The organism is Paenibacillus sp. JNUCC 35 (genome assembly GCF_058269095.1).
This window is the reverse complement of the sequence record NZ_CM177771.1, coordinates 5,151,513-5,173,697: the sequence shown is the minus strand read 5'-3', so window position 1 is coordinate 5,173,697 and position 22,185 is coordinate 5,151,513. Positions and strand designations below refer to the sequence as shown.

Here is a 22,185-nt window from a genome sequence, read left to right as displayed (position 1 = left end):
GTATGGCTTCCATCGTACTCGTTAGCCAGCGCCTGCTCGGTCATGTGCTCCCCGCCGTGGCGCTCGGTGTCGAGCTTAGAAAGCGGGGACACTCGGTCACCGTACTGGGCAGCCGCACCAACCGGGAGCTTATCTTACGCTATGGGCTGAATTTTGCCGAGATCGGCTGGGACAAATATCCCGACCTGTACGCGGACCGGATGCTCGCGGAGCTTCTGCCCCTGCTCCGGGAGATGCGGCCGCAGCTGATTCTCACGGACTCGGCGCAGTGCGCTCCCGCATATGCAGCCGAGCTGCTGGGCATCCGCTGGGCCTCGTTCCAGACCAGCATCCCGCTGGCGGAGCAGTGGCTCCCCGGCCGTGCGGCGGTCAACGCAGGTCTCCGGAAGGCCTACGCCAAGGAATTGAACCGGGTCCGTGCCCGGTTCGGACTTGGCCGTCTGGAGGCCGGCGACCTGCGGACGAGAGGGGACTGCGCAGGCATTTCGCCGGAGCTTCACCTCGTGACCGTCCTGCCCGAGCTGGCCGAGGGGCTGGCGGAGCTTCATCCGCAGACCCGGATCATCGGCCCCTGCGAGGCGGGAAGCCCCGACGTGCCGGACGCGCGACGCTCGGCTCATGCGGCCGGTGCGCGGGACGAGGGGGCCTGCGAGGCGTCTGATGCGACCGGCGCTTCCGGCGCGCGGGGCGGCCTCTCCGGCGGGGATGACCCTGCCGGAGAGGCGGCGCTCATCCCGCCCGGAGAGGGGCCGCTCGTGCTGGCGACGGCGACCTCCGTACCGCGGGCGGAATACCGGATCGCGACCGACCGGTACATCCGCGCGGCTCTGGACGCCTTCCGGGACGGCCCCTGCCGGCTTGTGATCTCCGAGCAGCGTCCGTACAAGGGCGTGGAGCCGCTGCCGGAGCATATCCGCTGGACGACGTACCAGCCGATCCATAAGGCGCTCCTGCCCTTGACCGATGTGCTGATCACCCACGGGGGATGCGGAACCCTCCAGACGGCGATGAGCAGCGGCGTGCCGATGATCATCGTTCCTCTGGGCGCCGACCATCCGCTTCTGGCCCGGCGGTGCGAAGAATTGGGAATCGCGGTCACGTTGGATGCCGAAAGCGTGGATGCCGGAGCCATCCGCCAGGCCGTGAATCGAGTGACCGGCGATCCGAGCTACCGGAAAAAGGCTTTGGAACGGGCGGAGAGCCGGAAAACGATCTCGCCGGCACAAACCGGAGCGGACTATTTGGAGCAGTTGCTGCACCACCATTTTTAAAGGAGGCGGGCTCTTGTTAACGATAGAGAAAGTAATTGAACTGACAAGCAGCGTCAGCGGGCGCGGCGACGTAACGGCCGATACGGTATTCGAGGAATTGGGGCTGGACTCGTCGGGCGTACTTGAACTGCTGATCGAATTCGAAATTTTGCTGGATACAGACGTCCTGAACGAAGAACTGAATCTCTACGAATTCGAAAAGGTGTCGGATATGCACCGTTATCTGCTCCGTCTGGTAAGTGGAGAATGAGGGCCGGAACATGAAGGGATTGCTCAAATACCGGTGGTTTTTCAAGGAAAGACGAGCCGTTTATGCGGCGGTCATCGTGCTGTTTATCCTGACGAATGCCCTCAATATTCTCATTCCGAAGCAGATCGGGGCTTTGATGGACGGATTCGGAACGGACGATTGGACGGATGCTTCGGTAGCCCGCGCCATCGCTTTTTGGGGGGGGCTGGCTCTGCTGCACTATGCGCTGAATTACTGGAAAGAAACGTGGCTGATGAACAGCGGCACGATTCTGGAAAGCAAGCTGAAAGATCGGTTGTTTCGGGGCTGGCTCGCACGAAGCCCGATTTTTTTTCATCGCCACTCGTCCGGCCAGCTGATGACGTATCTGACCAACGACACCCAGGCTGTCGGAAAACTCGGCAGTATGCTCGTACTGGGACTCTGCAACATCCTGATCATGCTTCCCATTTACGTGGCGGCGATGATGGCCTTCGTCAACGTTCCGCTGACCCTTGCCTCGCTTCTACCGGTCCCGCTGATTGCGGTTGTCATGTTTTTACTCGGGAAGCGGTTCCGGCAATCCGCGTTTGAGTGGCAGGGAGCATTCGGCAAAATGGTGGAGCAGGCCGAGGAAACCGTATCCGGCATACGCACAATCCGCGCTTACGGACAGGAAGCCAGGGCTCTGCGGCGATTTGAAGCCGTCTCCGGGGAAGTCATGGAGAAGAACAGTGTGATGGGCAGGAACGACGCGCTTTTCTGGGCCCTTATTACGTTTATTATGAATGTCAGTTTCGCTGTCGCGATCGGCTTCGGCGCTTATCTGATCATGCAGAGCCGAATGTCGGTCGGGCAACTGGCGACCTTTACGATGTATTTGTGGAGCATGACTTTCCCAATGTTTGCGCTCGGCACCCTCTTTACACTGCTGCAGCAGGCGGAAGCGTCGGCGGAACGGCTGGAGGGAGTTTCCGGTGAAGAGGCCGCAGCCGAGGCGTCCCGTTCCGGGCATGTTTGGCAGCAAGAGGAAGCGGTGCGGCTGGAGACGGTTGAGGCGGCGGATCTGTCCTTCGCGTATCCGGAATCTTCCGGCGTTCAGATCGCCGGCCTCTCGCTTCGGCTGCCGCAAGGAGGAACGCTTGCTGTGGTGGGGCCGACCGGGAGCGGCAAAAGCACGCTGCTCAAGCTTCTGCTCGGCTTTTATCCCGCCGATTCCGGGACCATCCTTTACAACGGAAAGGATGCCGGCGAGGTGCCGGACAAGATCAAGCGGAGCTGGATGGCGTATGTTCCGCAGGACCCCATGCTGTTCTCCGGCAGCATCCGGAGCAATATCCTGTTCGGCATGCCCGAATCCGGGGATTCCCGGTTGCAAACGGCGGTACGGGCAGCCTGCCTGGACGGGGATCTCCGCCGGCTGGAGGGAGGCCTCGAAGCGGAGGCCGGCGAAGGCGGAGGCCAGCTGTCCGGCGGACAGCGGCAGCGCGTGGCTATCGCGCGAGCGCTGCTTGTCGATGCGGACCTGCTCGTCATCGACGATGCCATGTCCGCCGTCGATGCACGGACGGCTTCCGCGCTCTGGCGCAAAATCAGGACGGTGCGCCGGGGCAAAACGACCGTGTTCGCCACGCACAGGCTGCTCCAGGCAAGCGGCGCCGATCTTATCGCGGTGCTTGGCGAGGGCCGTCTGATCGATGCGGGCACGCATGAGGAGCTGATGGCGGCGGACGGCTGGTACAAGCGGCAGTACGACTATGAGCGGTCTCAGCGCGAGTTGTCGTCCGGTTCGGCCGTGTCTGGTACGGACCGGCGGGAAGAGGGTGGACTTTCATGACGAACGAGCATAAAGCCGGTGGCCGTGCGGGCACAAGCGCAGTCCGCAGATTGCTCGCCTACGCATGGGCGGAGAAACGGGCCTATTCGCTGGCTCTGCTCCTGCTGGCCTTGGCGACGGCGATCCAGCTCAGCGGACCATATATTCTGAAAATCGTGGTGGATGATCACATCCAATACGTGTTCCAGAGACCGTGGCTGGAGAGAACCGGAAGCTGCCCTCCCGGCGAGTCCCGATCGGCAGAACTCAAAGGCAGCTGTTATGTCCAGCTGAAGGACGGGCAGACGGGCGGGGAAGGCCGCACGGTCCGTTTTCTCCAGGACGGCGAAGGTTATGTGCTGGACCGCGGAGATCAAGGTAGGGAGCGGCTTTCCGCCGATGATGTCAAAGCGCTTTATAAAGGGGAAATGAAGCCGGTCGCAGGCTGGGTAAGCCTCTACGCGGTGCTTATCGTCCTGGGCCTGGCCGGAAAATATGCGCATTCGCGGCTGTTTTACAGCATCTCGTTCCGGATTGCCAAGACGATCCGCATGGATGTGATGCGCCATCTTCACAGACTGCCGTTAAAGGTCTACGACCGGACCATGACGGGAGAGCTTGTTACCAAGCTGGCCCAGGATACGGAAGGGATCAAAACGCTGTTTATCCAGTTCTGCTCCGTATTCGTGATGAACGGCGCCATGCTGGTCGGCATTTTTATCGCCATGTTCCTGCTGAATGTGAAGCTTGCGCTGGCGTCTTTGCTTCTGCTTGCGGTTTTCGCTTTGATCATGGGCATCCATTTGAAGCTGGTCAAACCGCTGTTCGAGCAGATCCGCACCCGCTTCGGCGAAATGAACGCCCTTCTGCTGGAAACGGTGGCAGCGCTGCCGGTCGTCCAGATGTTCGGGAGGGAAGAAGCGGTAGCCGACCAATTCCGGAGCAAGAACAAGGACTGGCTTAACGCGAATATGCGGCAGATGAGGATCGAGAAGCTGTCGTCCTGGAATATCTCGGGGCTGATTCAATCCGTTTTTTTGCTTGCCATCGTCTGGTTTCTCGGCCGGAAGGTCGGAACGGGTGCCGTCTCGCTGGGCATGCTGTATATCTTCGTTGAATATTCGGTCGATTTGATCAAGCCCGTCGTGAACATGCTGAGCGGTCTGTCGGGAGCCCAGCTCGCTACGGTATCCGCGGACAGAGTCTTCTCTCTGATGGATGAGGAACCGATGACCCGGGAAAAAGGCGGCGCCATCAACAAGCCCCGCGGGCATATCTCTTTCGAAAACGTAACGTTCGCTTACGATACAGGCCGTCCGGCCGTCAGCGGCATTTCGTTCGAAATCCCGGCGGGGCGTACCGTCGCCCTCGTCGGAGCCACGGGTGCGGGGAAAAGTACGCTGGCGAATCTACTGCTCGGCTTTCAAGAGCCTCAGGAAGGCAGGATTACCCTCGACGGCGTCGATCTGAGGAACATCCCGGGCGCGGCGCTGCGCAAGCATATGGGCGTGGTGCTGCAGGAGCCGTTTCTGTTCGGAGGCGACATCCGCTCTAACGTAGCCCCGGAAAGCACGCAGGCGGACGACGCCGCCGTGGAGCAGGCACTGCGGGAAGTGGGCGCGATGGATTTCGTTGACAAGCTGCCCGCTCGGCTGGATACGGAAATGATGTGGCGGGGCGGAAATTTTTCCGGCGGGCAGAAGCAGTTGATCGCCTTCGCCCGGGCGTGGGCCAGACAGCCGGCGATTCTTGTGCTGGACGAACCGACGGCGAGTATGGATGCCGAAACGGAGAAGGAGCTGCGGCAGGCCTGGACGTCCGTGACCCGGGGACGGACAACGCTTATGATCGCGCATAAGCTATCCGCCGTCCGGGATGCGGATCTGATCGTGATGCTGCATGACGGGCGCATCGTGGAGAAAGGCACCCATCAGGAGTTGATGGGCCTCAAAGGGCCTTATTATCACATGGTCAGGCTGTAGACCCGTGAAGCATGAGGAGGCGGGCCGCCGCGATTTGGAACCGGACACGCGGACGGCCCCGCGTCGAATGACGACAGTCTCCCGGGCAGCCGATCGGGCGGTCATACGGCGGTCGTGCTTTTGCTCCGGTCATGACGGACGAAGAGTATGGAGCGAAGAGTGACCGTATGCCCTTGCGCGCAAGGAAACCCGAAGGAGGGGAAAGTATGAAGATTCTTGCCCTGGGAGGCTCCGCACACAGCTACTCGGCCTGTGTAATGAAGGACGGCCGGATCGTGAGCGCCGTGGAGGAGGAGCGTCTGAACGGGCGCAGGCATTCCTATTTCCCGGACGGAGGAATGGAGCTGGCCCGCTGCCGTGCCGCGGCGTACTGCCTCAAGGAGGCCGGTTTGACGGCCTCCGACGTGGACCGGATCGTGACGGACGATCTGAACAATCCGCTCTACTATGCGAAATACGTCTCGTCCATCCGGTATACGACGCATCATTTTGCCCATGCGTGCAGCGCGTTCTATACCTCGCCTTTTGAGGAAGCGGCCGTTCTGGTCGCGGACGGAATCGGAAGCGCCGACGAAGCGACGGGCGAGTACGAGACGGTCACGTCCTTCCGGGCGGACAGCAAGGGGCTGGAAGCGCTGGACGGCATCCGCGGAAGCTTCATCGATCCGGCCACGGGGGTCAGGCACGAACTGAGCGATCCGCTGGCTTTGTACAACTCCCTCGGCGGCATGTACAAATGGGTCACGCTGGGTCTCGGCTTTGCCTTTCTGGAGGACGGCAAAACGGAAGCTTTGTCGGCCTTCGGGACAGGCCGCTGGGTTGAGCCGTTCGAAAGCTTTTACCGGCTCGACGGGGAAGGGCGGTTCTCCCAGTCGAAGGCGGAGATCGCGGCCATGCGCGCGTTTATCGCGGATAAGCTCCGGGAGGAGGGGGACGCCTTCCAGGCGAAGGCGGACATCGCCAGAGCCGCGCAGGAACATCTGCAGCGAATCATGGCCGCAATCTGCCTGCGGCTCCACCGCCGGACGGGCAGCGGCAGGTTGTGCCTGGCGGGCGGCACGGCCTTTAACCGCCGCCTGGTCGCTTTCCTGGAAGCGAACACTCCCTTCCGGGACATTTACGTATTCCCCGCCGCGGGGGATACGGGAAATGCCGTCGGCAGCGCGCTGGCGGAGTATTTCCATCCGGCCGGAGCGGGCGGTCCGCCGGACCGTCGGCGGCATGCCCCGCTGAGGATAAAGAAGGGGAACGCGGAGAGCATCCCCTTCGATCCGTGCCTCGGCCGGCAGTATTCCCCTGCCGACATCGACGAAGCCGCCGCCAAGCTGGACGGCGGCCGGTTAGAGCCGGTGCCCGCCGCGGACCATGAGCGGACCGTGGCGGATCTGCTGGCGGCCGGCTGCCTGATCGGCCGGTTCCAGGGGCGGTCGCCCCTGGGGCCGGGGCCGAACGGCAGCCGCTGCATCCTGGCCGATCCGAGATGCCGGGACGTTAGAACCCGGCTGGACGCAAGCAAGCGGCGGCCGGCGTTTTTGCCCTACGGCGCGGCGGTCCAGGGGGACAAGCTCGGTCACTATGCCCGCAGGGGCGGCCCTGCGCCTTATATGGAGAAGATCCATATCCTGACGGAATGGGCGGCCGAAGCTCTGCCTGTCGTCGCGCATGCGGATGGAAGCTGCGCTCTGCTGACGGTGGAGAGAAGTCTCCAGCCCGGTCTGTACAGGCTGCTGGGCGAGTTCGAGCATACGGCGGGAACCGGCGCGCTGCTCCTGACATCCTTGAATGTCCACGGGCGGCCGATGGCGGAAACACCGCTGGAGGCGTTCCGGGCGGCGCTGGAGCTCCGGCTGGATTATCTGTCGATCGAAGGCCGGCTGTATAAAATAGGGGCCGGCTAAGAGGGACGGAGAAACGTAATCTTATCGGGCGGCTCTTTCATAAAGGCAACATTCCACGAATATCCCGCAATCGTCCCCGCGTGAGACGGGGCGCAGCCGGGTTATGGTAGAGCTAAAGAAGAAGCAGAGGTGAGAACATGACAGATGCGCGCATCGGTCCAACGGAGAAAAAGCTGTATGAAGACGAAGGGTACGTCGTCGTCCCTGCTCTCTACAGCCGGGAAGAGGCGGGAGCGTTCATCGAGGAGTACGAACGCCGCTGGGTGGAACTGATCCACGCGGGCTCTATTGCCCAGGACCCGGACAAGCCGCTTGCAAGCCTTTTTCCCCGCATGTACAACTACGACCGGGACAATGACAAGGTGCTGGAGCTAGTCCTGGCTCCCAAACTGTTCGATGCGGTGGAGGCGCTGGCGGGAGAAGAAGTGCTTCTGATTGCCACCAGCTATTACTTCAAAGGCCCCGGCATGAAGGGGCTTCCCATGCACCAGGACGATCTCGTTTTCGGCATAGAGCCGGGAACCGTTTATTCGGCCTGGATCAGTCTCGACCCGGCTGACGAAGAGAACGGCTGCATGGTATTCGTCCCGAAATCCCATAAGCTGAAACTTGTGGAGCCGGACCGGGACGTAAGCGAGACGCTTGCCGTATTCTCCGACGACGGCCGGCAGATCCGCGTGCCGGATGGTCATGAGAGCGTCGTGGTTCCGACACGGCCGGGAGACACGATCATTTTCGACGGCTATTCGATTCATGCTTCGCTCGACAACGTATCGACTGACCGCTTCAGACGGGCTCTGCTCGTTCAATTTGCGGGCGTCGGCACCGAAAAACTACTCCCCAATTTCAACAATCTGCTTAACCGCAAAGGGGAGCGGGTGCGCAAGCGGCTGAATACGAATCCGAACCTGGTGAAGAATCAGAATTCCATTTTTTCGGCAAAAGAAGGCAACTACTTCGGGTCTTGGAGATGATACCGGGACCACGAACCACGATAAGAATTGAGAGGCGGTGACAGGATGACGTCGGCTGCACAGCTGCAGGAGCATCAACGGAAATTGGCCCGGACCGGGTACACGGTGGTTGAACAAGTCTTCCTTCCCCATGAAGTGAACGACATTTGCAGGGAGTATGAGAAGCACTGGCTGACGCTGCTGGGTCAGGGGAAAATCCGGCAGAAGGCGAAGCGGCCCTATGAAAGCTTGTTTCCCCGCGTACGGGATCATCACCTGCAGAATGAAACGATTCTGCGCTATGTGCTGGATCCCCGCGTAATCGAAATCGTGGAAAGCGCGCTCGGAGAGGAAGGCCTGCTGGTCTCGACCAGCTATTACTACAAAGGCCCGGGGATGAGGGGAATGCCGGTCCACCAGGACAATTCCGCGCTCGGCGCCTATCCGCAGACTTCCCTGTCCGTGTGGATCTCCCTGGACGATACGAGTCGGGAGAACGGCGGGCTGTGTTTTGTGCCGGGTTCGCACACGCTTGACCTGCTCTCGCCCAAGGTTATTTCGGACAGTCTCGCGTTTACTTTCTCGGACAAAGGCCAGGAAGTGGAGATTCCGGATTCCGGCCAGCTGGAATACGCGACGACCCGCAGCGGAGATATCGTGCTGTTTAACGGGAACATGATCCACGGTTCCTCCGATAACCTGACCCGGCGCGAGTACCGGCGGGCGCTGCTTTGCCACTTTGCGCCGAAGAGCCTGGAGCGGATCGCCCTGAATTTCAACAACTTGCGGGATAAGAAGGGCAACCGGGTCCGCCGGCGTTTGAATACGCGGCCGAAAGTATCCGAGAACCAGGGATCCATTTTCTCCTTTAAGGAAGCGAGTTATTACGATCTCACGGACTGGAAGCATCAGAACTCCAAGTTCGGAAGCCCCGTAAGCGCGCCGCTGCCGGCCGGCTCCGCCGCCCCTGATTTCACGCTTTCCGCTACCGGCGGCAAGCCGCTTCTTTCGCTCTCGGATTACAGGGGCAAGTATGTCGTCCTGTTTTTCTACCCGCAGGACCATACGCCTCACTGTACGAAGGAAGCCTGCTCGTTCCGGGACGCCTACGGCGAGCTGGCGGCGGACGGAACGACTGTGCTGCTCGGCATCAGCCCGGACAGCCTGGAGTCCCACGAGGGATTTTCCGCCAAATTCAGGCTGTCCTTCCCGCTCCTGGCCGACGAGAATCACCGGGTCGCCGACACCTACGGAGTTTACGGAGAAGACTCTTACCGGGGAAAAACATTCGAAGCCGTACTCCGCACCACGTTTATCATCGGTCCGGACGGAGTTATTGCCCGTGTATTTCCCGAGGTCGATGTGAAAGGGCACGCGGAGGAAGTCCTGGCGGCTTTGGAAGCTTTGAAAACCGCGCCTAATTCGGCAGGAGGGAAATTATGAAGGAATTGGTTACGGAAGCTCATAAACGGAGCTATGAGGAGAACGGTTTCGCCGTTATCAGAGGCGTATTCACCTCCGGCGAGATGGAAGAGCTCAAGCGGCTGCACCATAACATCTGGACGCAGCGCGTTCAGGAAGGGAAGATTGTCCAGGACCCGGAGAAGCCTCTCGTAAGCCTGTTCGATGAGATGCATGAGACCTACCGTCTGAATGAAGCCATTATGAACTACTACATCGATCCCCGTAATTTTGAGATTGTCGAAAATTTAATCGGGGAAGAGGCTTTGGCTGTCGGCAGCACGTTCTATTACAAGAGCCCGGGCTCCAATATGCTTGTGTTTCACCAGGATAACTACGACATCGGGGTAACGCCTGGGACTTCCTGCGCCTACTGGGTCAGCCTGGATGAAGCCGCTCCGGAGAACGGAGGCCTGATGTATATCCCGAAGACTCACCGCTACGGTCTGCTTCAGACGAATCTGCCCAAGACGGACTTGTGCGAGCACCTGCCGGAAATTATCCGCGGCGAGGCGGGTCCGGACGCCGAAGTGCCCGACACGTTCGAGATCGTAAACGTGCACACCGAGCCGGGGGATGTCGTCGTGCACACCGGCGACGTTATTCACGGGTCCTGGGCGAACCGTTCCGCCGACAAGTTCAGGCACGCGTTCGGCATTCATTTCGTTGCGGCCGGCGCCGAGAAAATTTTCATGTTCAATAACGATCTGATGGACAAATACGGGAACAACGCCCAATTGAAACTCAACAAAAGGCATGCGCGCATAAGGACGTTTAACTCTTACGAAGTGCTTAAGGGGTGAAGCGATGAAGGACGGCTACTATCTCTCGGCCTATCTGCATATCGATCCGCTCGATCATCTTCTGGCTTCGGTCTCCCGGCATGATCAGAACGCGGCGCTCTTCCGCAAAATCGGCAGGCGTCTGGAGCTGGTCCGCTACTGGGAGCTGGAGCGGTTCACGGGCATCAAGCAGCATGCCGTTTCGTTTTTGAGCGCGGAGCATGCCCGCAATGCGCTGAACAGCCTTCTGGCCCCTCTTCAGCTTACCCTCGACGACATGGAGGAGATTTGGGGCACGCCGCTGCTGGAAACCGCGGACGATTACCACGCGATGGACGATTATCCGAAGCTGGCGACTCACAGCATCGCCCATCTGTTCTCCGCGCTTCTGACGGACTCGTCCAAATTTTACAACGAAACGATCATCGGCCTGGCGGTGGACGGAGCTCCCGACGCTGTCCTGGACAAGCATGCGCGCAGCAAATCCTATTTCAGCGGATGCGTATCCCGCAAAGGTCAGCTTGAAATTTTCCCGGTCACTTCGCCGGGTCTGCTCTGGCACTGGGCGACGCATACGTACCGGCGCCAGCCGGGAACGCTGATGGCTCTGGCAACGGCCAGCACAAGCGAAGCTTACCTGGACCCGGGACCGGTGTTGTCCATCTACAGCGACAGCTATGACCGGGACACGGACCTGTTTTTCGAAAAGCTGGGTGAGATCGACCGGTACACCGAAGCCGACGCGGGCGTGAAGTTCAACGGATTCGATCCCCGTTTTTCGCCGGAAGAAAACAAAGTCAGCATGGCCATGAAACAGGTGCAGCGGATGTCCGTGCGCATGATGGAAGGCGAGCTGGAGAAAATCGTATCCTGGTTCGGATTGGACCGGGAGAAGACGTACCTCGCCATGGCCGGGGGATACGTGCTGAACTGCCCGACGAACAGCTGCCTGATGCGCAAGTTCAACTTCGCCGGATTTCTCGCGCCTCCTTGCGTGAACGACAGCGGGATGTCGCTGGGCATCGGCCTGTACGGATTTTACCGGAAAATGTCGCCGGAACCGCTAGAGTTCAAGCTGGAGCACGCTTACTACGGATCGCCGGATGAAGGGGATATCCGCGATATTCTGGAGCAGGACCGGTATCGGCCGTTCGTAAAATCGGTCGGGGCCTATTCGGCCCGGCAGGCGGTCCGGGACTTGGAGCAGGAACCGGTGGTCTGGTTCCAGGGCCGCGCGGAAATGGGACCTAGGGCGCTCGGCCACCGCTCCCTTCTCGGAGATCCCCGCAGCGAGGCGAGCAAAAACGCGCTGAACCGCATCAAGCGAAGAGAATGGTGGAGGCCGGTGGCGCCCATCGTGCTGGAGGAGCATCTGCACGACTGGTTCGAGGACGCGTATCCCTCGCCGTTTATGCTTCATGCGTTTCCCGTCCGTCCCGAGAAGCGAGACCGGATACCGGCTGTCGCTCATCTGGACGGGACCGCGCGCGTTCAGACCGTATCGGAAGAAGACACCTCGCCGATTGCGGACCTTCTCCGGCAGTTTTACAAGGAGACGGGGATTCCCATTGTGTGCAACACCTCGCTCAACGACAAGGGCGAGCCCATCGTCAACTCGCTGGAGGAAGCGGTTATTTTTGCCCTGCGAAGGGGAATCCGTGTCGGCTATTTTAACGGAATCCGGGTGGAGTTTGCGAACCACTTCGAATTTCCGGAGCAGGGTCCGGCCGCAAGACCGGTTTCCATGGATGTGCTGAGCGCGGAGGAGCGGGAGCAGGTCATGCGCGAACTGAACCCCCACGGCATCCCGGAAGAGATTTTACGCCATTACAAGTTTGTGACGGAGCGGAACCCCGATCATCTGTACGACTTGACCGACGAGTCGGACGCCAGGATGCTGATCAAGGACGTCCGGCTGTTCCAGCGCCTTTACAAACACCGGCCGCTGGATATAACGCCTCACGGCCTGTGATCCGGTCGTACCGCTCCACCGATAAAGGAGGATGGTTATGCAACTGAAGCGGGTTCCTTACGGGAATAAGCTGCTGAACTGTTTTGAGCATATGATCGTCTCCGCGGCATCGATGTGGGACCGGGACGAGCCGCTTCACTTCGCCTGTTCCTGGGGCTTTGAATTCAAGTCCCGGGAAGAGGAAGGCGGCAAATCCGTCGGAGAGCGGCTGTACAACGGAAGCTATCCGGACCGGGATCTTGCCTACCACATCGAACGGTATTTCGGCATCCGCTTGAACACGCATAGACCCCGGAACATGGGTGAACTGGCGGACCTCGTGCGCAAGGAGCTCGGAAGAAACCAGCCGACCGGCGTAGAAATGGATTCGCTCTGGTGCCCGTTTCATCCCGTGTACCGGAAGCAGAGCCTTCCGCACAATTTTCTGATCACGGCTTACGACGAGTCGGGCGGGAGGTTCGATTGTATCGACTCTTTGTTTTCGGATCGTACGGAAAGCATCGATTTCTTTCACTTGGAGCAGGCGTCTGTCATCTGTTACACCTTTGACCGGCTGGACCCGTTCATCCCGCCTCACTGGAGCGAGATCGTCCGCGATGCGGCATCGTGCATGCTGGACAGGGCCTCCGGCGAAAACGCGTTCGACGCCATGCGCAGATTTGCGGGGGAGGTGGCCGAGGGGCTGGACGTTCAGGCGGAGCTTGAAAAATACCCGTGGCTCCAGACGTCGCCCCTCTTTCTGCAGCTGCATACGATAGCCGTCAACCGGTACAAGTTTTCGGAAACGCTGGCCTGCCTGCACCGTACAAGCGGGGTGGAAGAGCTTAAAGAGCTGTCCGGCCGCTTGTACGAATGCGGGGACCTCTGGCAGACCGCGGAACATTTGATATTGAAATCTTATTACATGAAAAACCGGGCCGCCTCTCTCGAAAAAGTAGGAAGCCGGATTTTGCGGCTTGCCGATGCGGAGGAAGAGCTGGCCCAGCGTCTTTACGAGCTTGGCGCGCAAGCGGAGGCGCACGAGGCATGCGAGACGCACAAGGCGGACGAGGCATGCGAGATGCACAAGGCGCACGGGGCTTACGGTTTGCCCGGAGGTTTGCAATGACGGATCGCCGTGTACAAGGCCTGCTTGCCCGGCTGCATGAGCTCAGGCCATACGCCAAGACCGCGGAGGATATCGCCTGCAATGTAAACTGGCTGGTTTCGGAAGGCTGCCATACGTGGTTTCACGATTCCGGCTCTCTCGGGGCTGCCCTCGGTCCGGGAGATTACGCGGAGTTTATGAGCGGCCTCGCCAGCCGGTGCCCCCACACCGCCCTTGGATTTTCCATGCATGCGTATACGGTAAGAGGCTTGTGGCCGGTTCTTTCGGAATCTCAGCAGGCCTTTCTGCGTGCCCGGATAGAGGGGGAAGGCGCTCTGCTGGGCGCCCTGAACGACCCCAATCTGTATTTTATCCGGCCGTCGGGGCTGGACTTCGGGTCCTTTCCCCTGAGGGCTCGGCCTGCGGAGGACGGAAGCGGAGGCTACCGGCTGAGCGGAACGAAGAAGTTCGTATCGCTCGAACCCTTCGTCAGCTATCTTCCCCTTTATGCGTTAGCGGAGGAGAAGGGCGGACAGAAGCGGATCGTCATCCTGCTGATCGACAAGAACCGGGACAGCGTCATCCGGGCCGAAGACTGGGACAGCATCGCGATGGGAGGAACGTTCAGCAACAGCCTCTCGTTCGGGGATGCTTATATCCCGCAGGAACGCGTCATTTACGAGGGGGCCGGAGCTTTTTCAGAGACGGCGCTGCTCGCTTACTGGTACCGGCTCAGCAAAGCGTCCGTCTATCTGGGAATGGCCAGATTGGCGATGGAGCAGGCCGAAACCGCGTGCCGCAGTCAAAAGGTGCCCCACACGGGCCGGTCTCTGGCTTTTTTCCCGGGGGTCCAGTTCACGCTCGCGGAAATGGTCGTGCTGGTCGAAACCAGCCTTTCCCAGATTGCCAGGCTCTGCACGTTTATGGACGGCTGTATGCAAAAGCCGGCTGACGCTGCCGCCCGGGACCGGGAAACGAACGTTTGCAGCCTCGTGACCATGCAGTATGTGCTGAAAGCGAGTGAATCGGTCGTGAACCTGGCGATGAAAATAGCGGGCGTGTCGAGTCTGTCGTCGGGACATACGTTGTCATCCTTGTACACGGATGTAAAAGCGGGCCAGTTCCACGCGCCCCAGCCCGATATCGCGGCCGAGCTGATCGCCAAAGACAAGCTGGGGATCGTACCGGTTCGGAGCCGGTGGGTGTAAAGCGTGTTTTCAGAAACGGAGGGGAAAGAGTGCCCTTTTTTAAACATTGTCAAGAATGGGTGCGCACGAAGCTGCCTATTCCGAAAGTGACGGTACAGGAGCTGTTCGAAAAGCGGGCAAAGCGCTGTCCGAACCGGATCGCTTTGTGCGGCGAAAGCGGCGAGATTTCATACGGGGAGCTGAACGCCCGCGCCAATCTTCTGGCCAGGCGGTTAAAACGGGAGGGCGTCGGCCCGGATACGATCGTAGGGCTGCTCGTTCGCAGATCTCCGAGTCTTTTTATCGGTATGCTGGGCATCTTGAAGGCGGGTGGAGCCTATCTGCCCGTTGATCCGCTGTTTCCCCGGGAGCGCATCGCGTTCATGCTGAAGGACAGCGGAGCTGCCGTTCTGGCGGGAGACCCCGGGCTGTACGACCCGTCCTTGTTCGACGGACCGTATGTGGACCTTCGCCAGGCAGCCGGAGATGAAGCGGACAACGCCGGACAGGCGGATAGAACCAACCTTCCTCCTCAATCGGGGCCTCAGCATCTGGCCTACGTCATCTATACGTCGGGATCGACGGGAGTGCCCAAGGGAGTCATGATCGAGCACCGCTCGGTCGTGAACCTCATCGAGGGAGTATCCGCCCGCATTGATTTCTCGCAGGACAGGACTATGATTGCGCAGACGACCATGTCGTTTGACATTTTTGTGCTGGAGAGCCTGCTTCCGCTTGTAAAAGGGATGAAGATCGCCATAGCCGGAGAAGCCGCTCATCTGAGCCACCGTGTGTTCAATGAGACGCTGCTGCGTCACGGCGTGGATACGCTGCAGATCACCCCGACCCGGATGCGCCAGGCTCTGCAGTCCGGCGCCGCGCTGGACGGCCTGGCGGGCCTCCGGACGATTCTGCTGGGAGGCGAGGCGCTGCAAGGTGATCTGGTGGAGCGGCTCAGAAGCGTCACGGCGGCCCGCTTGTACAACATGTACGGGCCGACGGAGACAACGGTGTGGTCCACCCTCCAGGAGGTCACCGGCGGGGAGTCCGTCACCATCGGGACCCCCATCGCGAATACGCGCGTGTACATCTTGGATGATGAAGGGAAGCTTCTGCCGCCGGAAAGCACCGGGGAATTGTGCATAGCCGGGGACGGCGTGGCGCGAGGGTATATAAACCGTCCAGCGCTTCAGGACGAGAAGTTCCGGGAAGACCCGCTCGTTCCGGGAGCGCGCATGTACAAAACCGGAGACCTCGCCCGCTGGAACCGGGATTACCGGCTGGAAGCGCTCGGCCGGCTCGACGATATGGTCAAGATCAACGGAAACACCGTGCATCTTGGCGAGATCGAGCACGTGATTTTACAATCCGGGCTTGTGCAGGCGGCAGCCGTAACCGCCCGGGAGACGCCCGGGGGCGGCTGTTCGCTGACCGCTTACTATGTAGCGGAGGACAGTTTGCCGGCCGGGGCTCTGGTGGATATGCTTGCCGCAAAGCTTCCCAGGCCGTTTATCCCGGCCGAATTCAAGCGGATCGGGCGCATGCCGGTGATGCCCAGCGGCAAACTGGATAAACGCGCGCTGGCCGCGCAGGAGGAAGGAGGCCAATGTGATGGGCAGTGAACAGGTGGCGGCAGCCGTGCGGGATATTCTCGGCGGGATCAAACGGCTGGACAAACCCGTCGAACCCGACCGCAATCTGATTGAATACGGGTATGATTCCATGAATATTATGCAGCTCATTGTCGATCTGGAAATTCATTTCGGTATCGCTTTTCCGGAGGAGCAGCTACTGACGTCCAATTTCTTCACGATCGACAGCATCGTATCGCTGGTTGAAGCCGGCCTGAACAGGTAAAAGTGTCCGCCGAAAAAACCTCCTTTCCTGACGGGTGGAGGTTTTTTCGGCGGACTTTTCCGCATGCGGTTCCTTTAATCCAGTTGTTCAAGCAGGTTCTTGAAAAAAGCGAGCGACTCCGCTTCGGCCTGCTCCGCCTGATCGATGCGGGCCATAATGCGGGGGCCAAGCTGGGCAAAATCGAAAGTCAGCGAAGCCCGGATGAGCAGGTTGGCGGCGATCATCCAGCTCTGTTCGGCCTCGAAGACGCGCCGGATGGCTTCCTGTTCACCGCGCCGCTTCAAATACGTGCCGAAATGATAACGCGAATTGCCCACCTCGCGGACCTGCTGGTACAGATGTTCCAGCACCGGATCGGCTTCCTGTGGAGACAGGGTGAAGATTTCATTCAATTTGCGCCTTAAATCGGGAAAGGCTGACAGACCGCAAGTTCCGCCCGAGACCGGCTGCGAGAACTCATACGGAAGCCTTCCGTCCATAGCGCTGCAATTTTCCGCTACGATCCGTTTCCATTCCTGGCTGGGGGACAAGGGGATATAGTCCGCGGCCGTCCTGATGGCATACAGGCGGAGAGACTCAAGGGAAAGGGATGGGAGAGAGCGGGCGAAAATGCCTTGCAGGTCCGCCTCTTTTATAAAGCCGTGATACTGGTAGTAATGGTCGCAGACCTCGAATTCACCGTTCTCGTATCCGATCACTTCAAACTCGTGCAAAGAGTTGCTGTTTTGATAATAAGGGCAGTAAGGCAGCTCGAAAACATCTCCCGTTACGCCGACGCTCTTGCTTCCCTGCCCCAAAATCCGGCGGATCTCCTCTACGTATGCAGGGGTGTCCGCGATATTTTTCTCTGTCCAGATGATGCCGAACCGGGAACGGATATGCGCATACAGCTCGCGGAAGTAAGGGGAGAGGATGAAAAAGGTGGAATTCCCGGTCGTCCGGCTGTCGTCTTTGTAAAACAAGCCCGTCTGAGTGTAAACACGGCTGATTTCGATGTCTTCTCTCTTCAGCATGGCGGCCAGATTGACGAAATGGCAGTTGTGGCGGGGATCCCGGTGAATCGTAAACGTCATGAACGTTCAGCTCCTTCCAGCGTAATGGCAAAGATGCGGATGCACGGGTGGTCTTCGAACCGGATGCCGTCGATATCTGCCGCTTCTTCAAGAAGCACGGAGGCGGCCCACAAGCGGAGCTGAATATGGGGAAAAGGCCCGGACGGCATGTTGGATTTGGAGCACGCGACCGCGCAAACATTGTCGAATGAAGCTTCATGGGCCATATGAAGAGTCAGCCCGAAGCTCTTCTCCGTCACGATTTCCCCCCCTTTCATGAGCGCGAGGGTGGTCGTCATGTCTCCGTCGCTTCCTACACCGAGAATATGAACGGCTCCGGTTTTGAAGGGGGGAAAGCGGCAGGTTTGCCCCGTCGTCTCCAGGTGATCGAACGCTTCCGTGCGTTCCAGGCGAAACGGAACGGACGAGACGGTAAACGGCTGCCCGAAGGGCATTTCCTCTTCCGGGTATGAAAGCCCGCGCAGCGTGATTCCGCCCGATCCGTAGTTTCCTTCTCCCGTGGCCCCCTTCCGGTTGAAATAAGGTTTCAAGTCAAGCGGCATAAAATGTTCGGACATGCACGTCACTCCTTTCCTTCTCCCTGTATCTTAACGGCCAGCCGGCCAGCAGGCTCGGCATCGCTCGCTGAATTTTTCCTCGGTAAAAGCCGAGTCACGGAGAGGATGCGGCTGAAACCGCAGGCAGGGCGAAGAGAGCAAGATAACGCAAGCAATGAGCAAAACAGGCAGATCATGCCTTTTCGGGGAGTGCTACTATGAAGTTCAGAGACCAGCGTTAAGAGAGGTGAAGCTAGATGAATGGGGAAAAGCTCGACATTTCTTACGAGCTGAAACGGGAAGACGTCGAGAATTACCGGGCGAACGGACATGTCGGACTCCGCCGGATTCTTCCTCCGGACACGATTGCCCGCTTCCGGCAAGTCATCGCGGGTGCGGTAGAGCAGCGTGTCAGCCGGGGGGAAATCTGGCCGGAGAGGGACGACCGGGGCCGCAAAGAATCGCTGACGGTCATGGATCTCCGCAATTTCAGCCGGGACGTATACGGGTTCGTTACCGCACGGCGTTTTGCGAAAGCGGCGGCGGAGCTGATGGGAGTGTCCCGGGTCAGGGTGCTGGGCGACTTTGCCGTCTTCAAGCAGGCGGGCGACAAGCACACGCGGTGGCATCAGGACAACAACCATATCGTGATCGATACGGACCGGACCGTCACCATGTGGATGCCCTTGACGGAAGTAACGGAGGCTATGGGCACGATGACCTTTATCTCCGGCTCCCAGCGTCTGACCGACCGCGCGAAGGGGGACGCCGCCAATCTTCGGACGGCCACCCGCCTGAAGCTGCCGATGTATTCCACCGGGCCCATGAATCCGGGCGATGTCACGTTTCACGCCGGCAATACTCTGCATATGGCCGGGGAGAACCGGTCCGGCACAACACGCGAGGTGCTGACGATCATGTACTTCGAAGACGGGGCAAGGTTTATCGATCCGGAGGAACTTCCGGGTTTCGAGCAGTCCAAGCACCGGGTTCATGCCATGAACGGATACAGCCGGGGGGACTTGGCGGCCGGAGAAGACTTTCCGCTTGTTTACGACGTGGACCGGGACGGGGAGGAGAAGCCGTGAAGGACGGATATTATTTGTCGGCCTACCTGCACATCGATCCGTTGGATCATTTGCTGGATATGAACATGGGCAGGCACGATCAGAACCTGGCCCTGTTTCATAAAAGCGGCAGCGAGGTCCGGCTGGTCCGGTATTGGGAAGTGGAGAGGCTGACGGGAATGAAGCAGCACGCGTTTTCCTTTTACGACAAGAGCCATGCGGAGCAGCTGATCGGGCGTCTTCTGGGGACTTGCGGCTTAAGTCTGGAGGATATGGCGGAAGTGTGGGGCACGCCGCAGCTGCAAACTTGCGAGGACTACATCCCGGATCTATCGCAGCTGACCTATCACAGTATGGCGCACTTGTTTTCCGCCGTCATGCTGGATACGGAGCCTTTCTTCAACGGTCAAATCCTGGGGCTTGCCGTCGACGACAGTCCGGATACGCTGCTGGACCCGCATGCCCGGACGAAGCCTTATTATTCCGGCTGTGTGGTCCGCCACGGGGAAATCGAGATGTTCCCGGTCTCGTCTCCGGGACCGCTGTGGTACTGGGCCATGCGGAGGTACTCCCTCCAGCCGGGGACACTGATGGCGCTTTCGGCCGCCAGTAAGAGCGAAGCTTACATGGAGCCGTTCGGAACGCTCAGCGTGCTGTCCGACCGTTACGACGGAGACGTGGAGGCTTTTTTCCGAGCGCTTGAGTTTATTGACGGGCTGACCCCTGCCGATGCGGGAACGCGGTTTAACGGGTTTGATCCCCGCTTCACGGAGAGAGAGAACAAAATCAGCATGGTCATGAAGCACATTCAGGCGATGTCGATTTCCATCATGGAGCGGAACGTGGAGGAAATTCTAGAACGCTGCGGGCTGGACGCCTCGGAAACGGTGCTTGCGCTTGCGGGCGGGTACGTCCTGAACTGTCCCACGAACAGCCATCTGATGCGGAAATACGGATTTGCCGGGTTTATGGCGCCGCCCTGCGTCAACGATGGGGGGATTTCCCTCGGAATGGGGCTGTATGCGTTTTATAAGAAAATGAACCCTGCCTCCTTCCGCTTTAAACTGGAAAGCGCCTACGCCGGGACGACCGATGAAGAACTGGAGCCCCTGCTCCGTTCGTACAGCCCTTTTGTTCATTCGGTGAAAAAGATGGACTCCGGCCAAATCGTAAAGGATCTGATCCGGCAGCCGGTTCTCTGGTTCGATGCCGCAGCCGAGATGGGACCGCGGGCGCTCGGCCACCGTTCGATTCTAGGAGATCCGAGAGACGCGGGGACGAAGGACGCGCTCAATGAGATTAAACAGCGGGAGTGGTGGCGTCCCGTCGCTCCCGTCATGCTGGAATCGGAACTCGGGGAGTGGTTCGAGGACGCGTATCCGAGCCCTTTCATGCTGCATACCTTTACGCTGCGCGGCGACAAGCGGGAACGGGTGCCGGCCATCGCCCACCTGGACGGAACCGCCCGGGTTCAGACGGTAGAAGCGGGAGTGAACCCCGCCCTGCATGAAGTGCTCCGCAGTTTTTACGAGCATACCGGGGTTCCGATGCTGTGCAATACGTCCTTGAACGACAAAGGGGAACCGATCATCGATACGCTGGAGGAATCCGTGAATTTCGCTTTGCGCAAAGGAATCCGTGTCGCTTATTTTAACGGAATCCGAGTTGAATTCCGGAATCATTCCGATTACGGGGAGACGGAACCTTTGACCCGGCGCGTGCGGATGAATGTATTGAACGGGAGCGAAAAAGAAGCCGCCTGGAAGCTCATCAATCCTCACGGAATTCCGGCGGACCTGCTGAAATACTACAAGCTGATCGTGGAGCGCAACCCGGACCGGACCTATGATCTTACCGACGCCGTCCATGTCAAGGCGATCACCAAAGAAATCAGACGATTCAAAGCCATGTATGCGAAGCAGCTCGACTAAAGTCAGGAGGAAAATAAATGGAACATGCCTATCAAACGCTTGCCTTGCTCCAGGAAGAATACAAGCTTACCCGGGAAGAGATCGATTCTTATCAAGCCAATGGCCATCTGATGATCCGGGGCATGATTGGAGCGGAGGTAATCCGGCATTTCAGGGAAACCATCGTCAATCTGGCCGGCAAAATGTATCAGGAGGACTCTCACCTCTCGATCAGGGAAGGGGACAAAAAGCAGGGCATGCTCGTGTCGCATCTCTGGAAACGGAGCCAGTTTCTGACTCATCTCGCTTTCTCCCGGCGTTTTGCCAAAACAGCCGCCAAGCTGATGGGCGTGGAGGCGGTACGTCTCTACGTCGATTATGCGGTGTTCAAGGAGCCTGGCGATAAGGCGACAGGCTGGCACCAGGATCATAATCACACGCTGATCGGGACGGATCACACGACGACCATCTGGATTCCGCTGATCGATCTGCCGGAAGAAATGGGCTCCATGGGCTTCCTTTCGGGATCGCAGACGCTGACTGACCGAACCAAAGGAGACTCCCGTCATATGAGAGAAGCCCATCGCAAGAACATGGAGTACGCCCATTACGGGGCCATGATGCAGGGCGATGTGACCTTTCACTCCGGCTGGGTGCTGCACAACGCAAATCCGAACGAAACGGACCGGGTGCGCGAAGTATACAGCGTCACGTACGTGGAAGACGGCGTACAAATGCTGGACCCCGGCGAGAACAAGGAACTCCGGGAAACCGTCATCGGTTCCGCGCATTTTCCGGACATGCGGCCCGGGGACTATATGCAGGGCGTACATTTCCCGCTGCTGCACTCCTGAAACGAAAACAGGTTGAGGACAATTTCCTCAACCTGTTTTCGTGCCGGAGTGTCCCGTGATCCGGGGTGTCACGCGAGCCGGACGGCAGCGCGCAGAGCCGTTTGCGGCGCCTTACCGTGGCCTAGCCCGGGCGCCCATGGTGGGCCGCTGGGCCGCCTGCGGCAGCGTACGCCGCATCCGGGCGTAAAAACGAACTTGCCCCCGGCACCGCATGAGGTGCCGGGGGCAAGTCCGTTAACCTTTGGCCCTG

At 59.4% G+C, this 22,185-nt stretch carries 18 protein-coding genes; 16 read left to right on the top strand and 2 right to left on the bottom strand.

Annotation, left to right across the window (positions count from 1 at the left end; all coding sequences use genetic code 11):
• The first annotated feature begins 2 nt into the window (after window positions 1–2).
• The 13 genes from AC2TF6_RS23360 to AC2TF6_RS23300 all read left to right on the top strand — a co-directional run bounded on the left by AC2TF6_RS23360 (window position 3) and on the right by AC2TF6_RS23300 (window position 16,495).
• On the top strand, window positions 3–1,271 hold the full coding sequence (locus tag AC2TF6_RS23360) for a glycosyltransferase (RefSeq protein WP_491308719.1): 1,269 nt from the start codon (window positions 3–5) through the stop codon (window positions 1,269–1,271).
• Between the two features lie 13 nt (window positions 1,272–1,284).
• Entirely contained in the window at window positions 1,285–1,521 is a 237-nt protein-coding gene (locus AC2TF6_RS23355; RefSeq protein WP_326055455.1) for a phosphopantetheine-binding protein, read from the top strand.
• Window positions 1,522–1,531: 10 nt separating this feature from the next.
• Complete coding sequence (locus tag AC2TF6_RS23350) at window positions 1,532–3,337, top strand: ABC transporter ATP-binding protein (RefSeq protein ID WP_491308718.1); 1,806 nt, start codon at window positions 1,532–1,534, stop codon at window positions 3,335–3,337.
• Complete coding sequence (locus tag AC2TF6_RS23345; RefSeq protein ID WP_491308717.1) at window positions 3,334–5,298, top strand: ABC transporter ATP-binding protein; 1,965 nt, start codon at window positions 3,334–3,336, stop codon at window positions 5,296–5,298. The genes AC2TF6_RS23350 and AC2TF6_RS23345 overlap by 4 nt, the downstream gene beginning before the upstream one ends.
• A 206-nt stretch (window positions 5,299–5,504) precedes the next feature.
• Entirely contained in the window at window positions 5,505–7,196 is a 1,692-nt protein-coding gene (locus AC2TF6_RS23340; RefSeq protein WP_491308716.1) for a carbamoyltransferase C-terminal domain-containing protein, read from the top strand.
• 137 nt (window positions 7,197–7,333) lie between these two features.
• On the top strand, window positions 7,334–8,170 hold the full coding sequence (locus tag AC2TF6_RS23335) for a phytanoyl-CoA dioxygenase family protein (protein ID WP_491308715.1): 837 nt from the start codon (window positions 7,334–7,336) through the stop codon (window positions 8,168–8,170).
• Between the two features lie 45 nt (window positions 8,171–8,215).
• The gene (locus AC2TF6_RS23330; RefSeq protein WP_491308714.1) at window positions 8,216–9,592 is read left to right on the top strand and encodes a redoxin domain-containing protein; all 1,377 of its coding nucleotides are present in this window, start codon (window positions 8,216–8,218) and stop codon (window positions 9,590–9,592) included.
• Window positions 9,589–10,413, top strand: a complete 825-nt coding sequence (locus AC2TF6_RS23325) for a phytanoyl-CoA dioxygenase family protein (protein ID WP_491308713.1) — start codon at window positions 9,589–9,591, stop codon at window positions 10,411–10,413. Before AC2TF6_RS23330 ends, AC2TF6_RS23325 begins: the two co-directional genes overlap by 4 nt.
• Window positions 10,414–10,417: 4 nt before the next feature.
• A complete protein-coding gene (locus AC2TF6_RS23320) occupies window positions 10,418–12,364 on the top strand; it encodes a carbamoyltransferase C-terminal domain-containing protein (RefSeq protein ID WP_491308712.1) in 1,947 nt (648 codons plus the stop codon).
• A gap of 37 nt (window positions 12,365–12,401) precedes the next feature.
• Window positions 12,402–13,472 carry a BtrH N-terminal domain-containing protein gene (locus AC2TF6_RS23315; protein WP_491308711.1) on the top strand — a complete coding sequence of 357 codons (1,071 nt, stop codon included), beginning with the start codon at window positions 12,402–12,404 and terminating at the stop codon, window positions 13,470–13,472.
• Window positions 13,469–14,659, top strand: coding sequence for an acyl-CoA dehydrogenase family protein (locus AC2TF6_RS23310; RefSeq protein WP_491308710.1), 1,191 nt, complete (start codon window positions 13,469–13,471; stop codon window positions 14,657–14,659). The genes AC2TF6_RS23315 and AC2TF6_RS23310 overlap by 4 nt, the downstream gene beginning before the upstream one ends.
• Before the next feature lie 29 nt (window positions 14,660–14,688).
• Window positions 14,689–16,260, top strand: coding sequence for an amino acid adenylation domain-containing protein (locus AC2TF6_RS23305; RefSeq protein ID WP_491308709.1), 1,572 nt, complete (start codon window positions 14,689–14,691; stop codon window positions 16,258–16,260).
• Entirely contained in the window at window positions 16,250–16,495 is a 246-nt protein-coding gene (locus AC2TF6_RS23300) for a phosphopantetheine-binding protein (RefSeq protein ID WP_491308708.1), read from the top strand. The genes AC2TF6_RS23305 and AC2TF6_RS23300 overlap by 11 nt, the downstream gene beginning before the upstream one ends.
• A 74-nt stretch (window positions 16,496–16,569) precedes the next feature.
• On the opposite strand, the gene AC2TF6_RS23295 is transcribed toward AC2TF6_RS23300, so the two are convergent.
• A complete protein-coding gene (locus AC2TF6_RS23295; protein ID WP_491308707.1) occupies window positions 16,570–17,568 on the bottom strand; it encodes a BtrH N-terminal domain-containing protein in 999 nt (332 codons plus the stop codon).
• Complete coding sequence (locus tag AC2TF6_RS23290) at window positions 17,565–18,125, bottom strand: beta-sandwich domain-containing protein (RefSeq protein WP_491308706.1); 561 nt, start codon at window positions 18,123–18,125, stop codon at window positions 17,565–17,567. The genes AC2TF6_RS23295 and AC2TF6_RS23290 overlap by 4 nt, the downstream gene beginning before the upstream one ends.
• Window positions 18,126–18,361: 236 nt before the next feature.
• Between AC2TF6_RS23290 and AC2TF6_RS23285 the strand changes: the two genes are divergently transcribed.
• From AC2TF6_RS23285 to AC2TF6_RS23275, 3 genes are read left to right on the top strand one after another with little or no spacing between them, the layout of a single operon-like run.
• Window positions 18,362–19,192: a phytanoyl-CoA dioxygenase family protein gene (locus AC2TF6_RS23285; RefSeq protein ID WP_491308705.1), complete on the top strand. Its 831-nt coding sequence runs from the start codon at window positions 18,362–18,364 to the stop codon at window positions 19,190–19,192.
• The gene (locus AC2TF6_RS23280) at window positions 19,189–21,102 is read left to right on the top strand and encodes a carbamoyltransferase C-terminal domain-containing protein (protein WP_491308704.1); all 1,914 of its coding nucleotides are present in this window, start codon (window positions 19,189–19,191) and stop codon (window positions 21,100–21,102) included. The genes AC2TF6_RS23285 and AC2TF6_RS23280 overlap by 4 nt, the downstream gene beginning before the upstream one ends.
• A gap of 17 nt (window positions 21,103–21,119) precedes the next feature.
• Window positions 21,120–21,935 (top strand): phytanoyl-CoA dioxygenase family protein, encoded by an 816-nt coding sequence (locus AC2TF6_RS23275; protein WP_491308703.1) that lies wholly within the window; start codon window positions 21,120–21,122, stop codon window positions 21,933–21,935.
• Window positions 21,936–22,185: the final 250 nt, after the last annotated feature.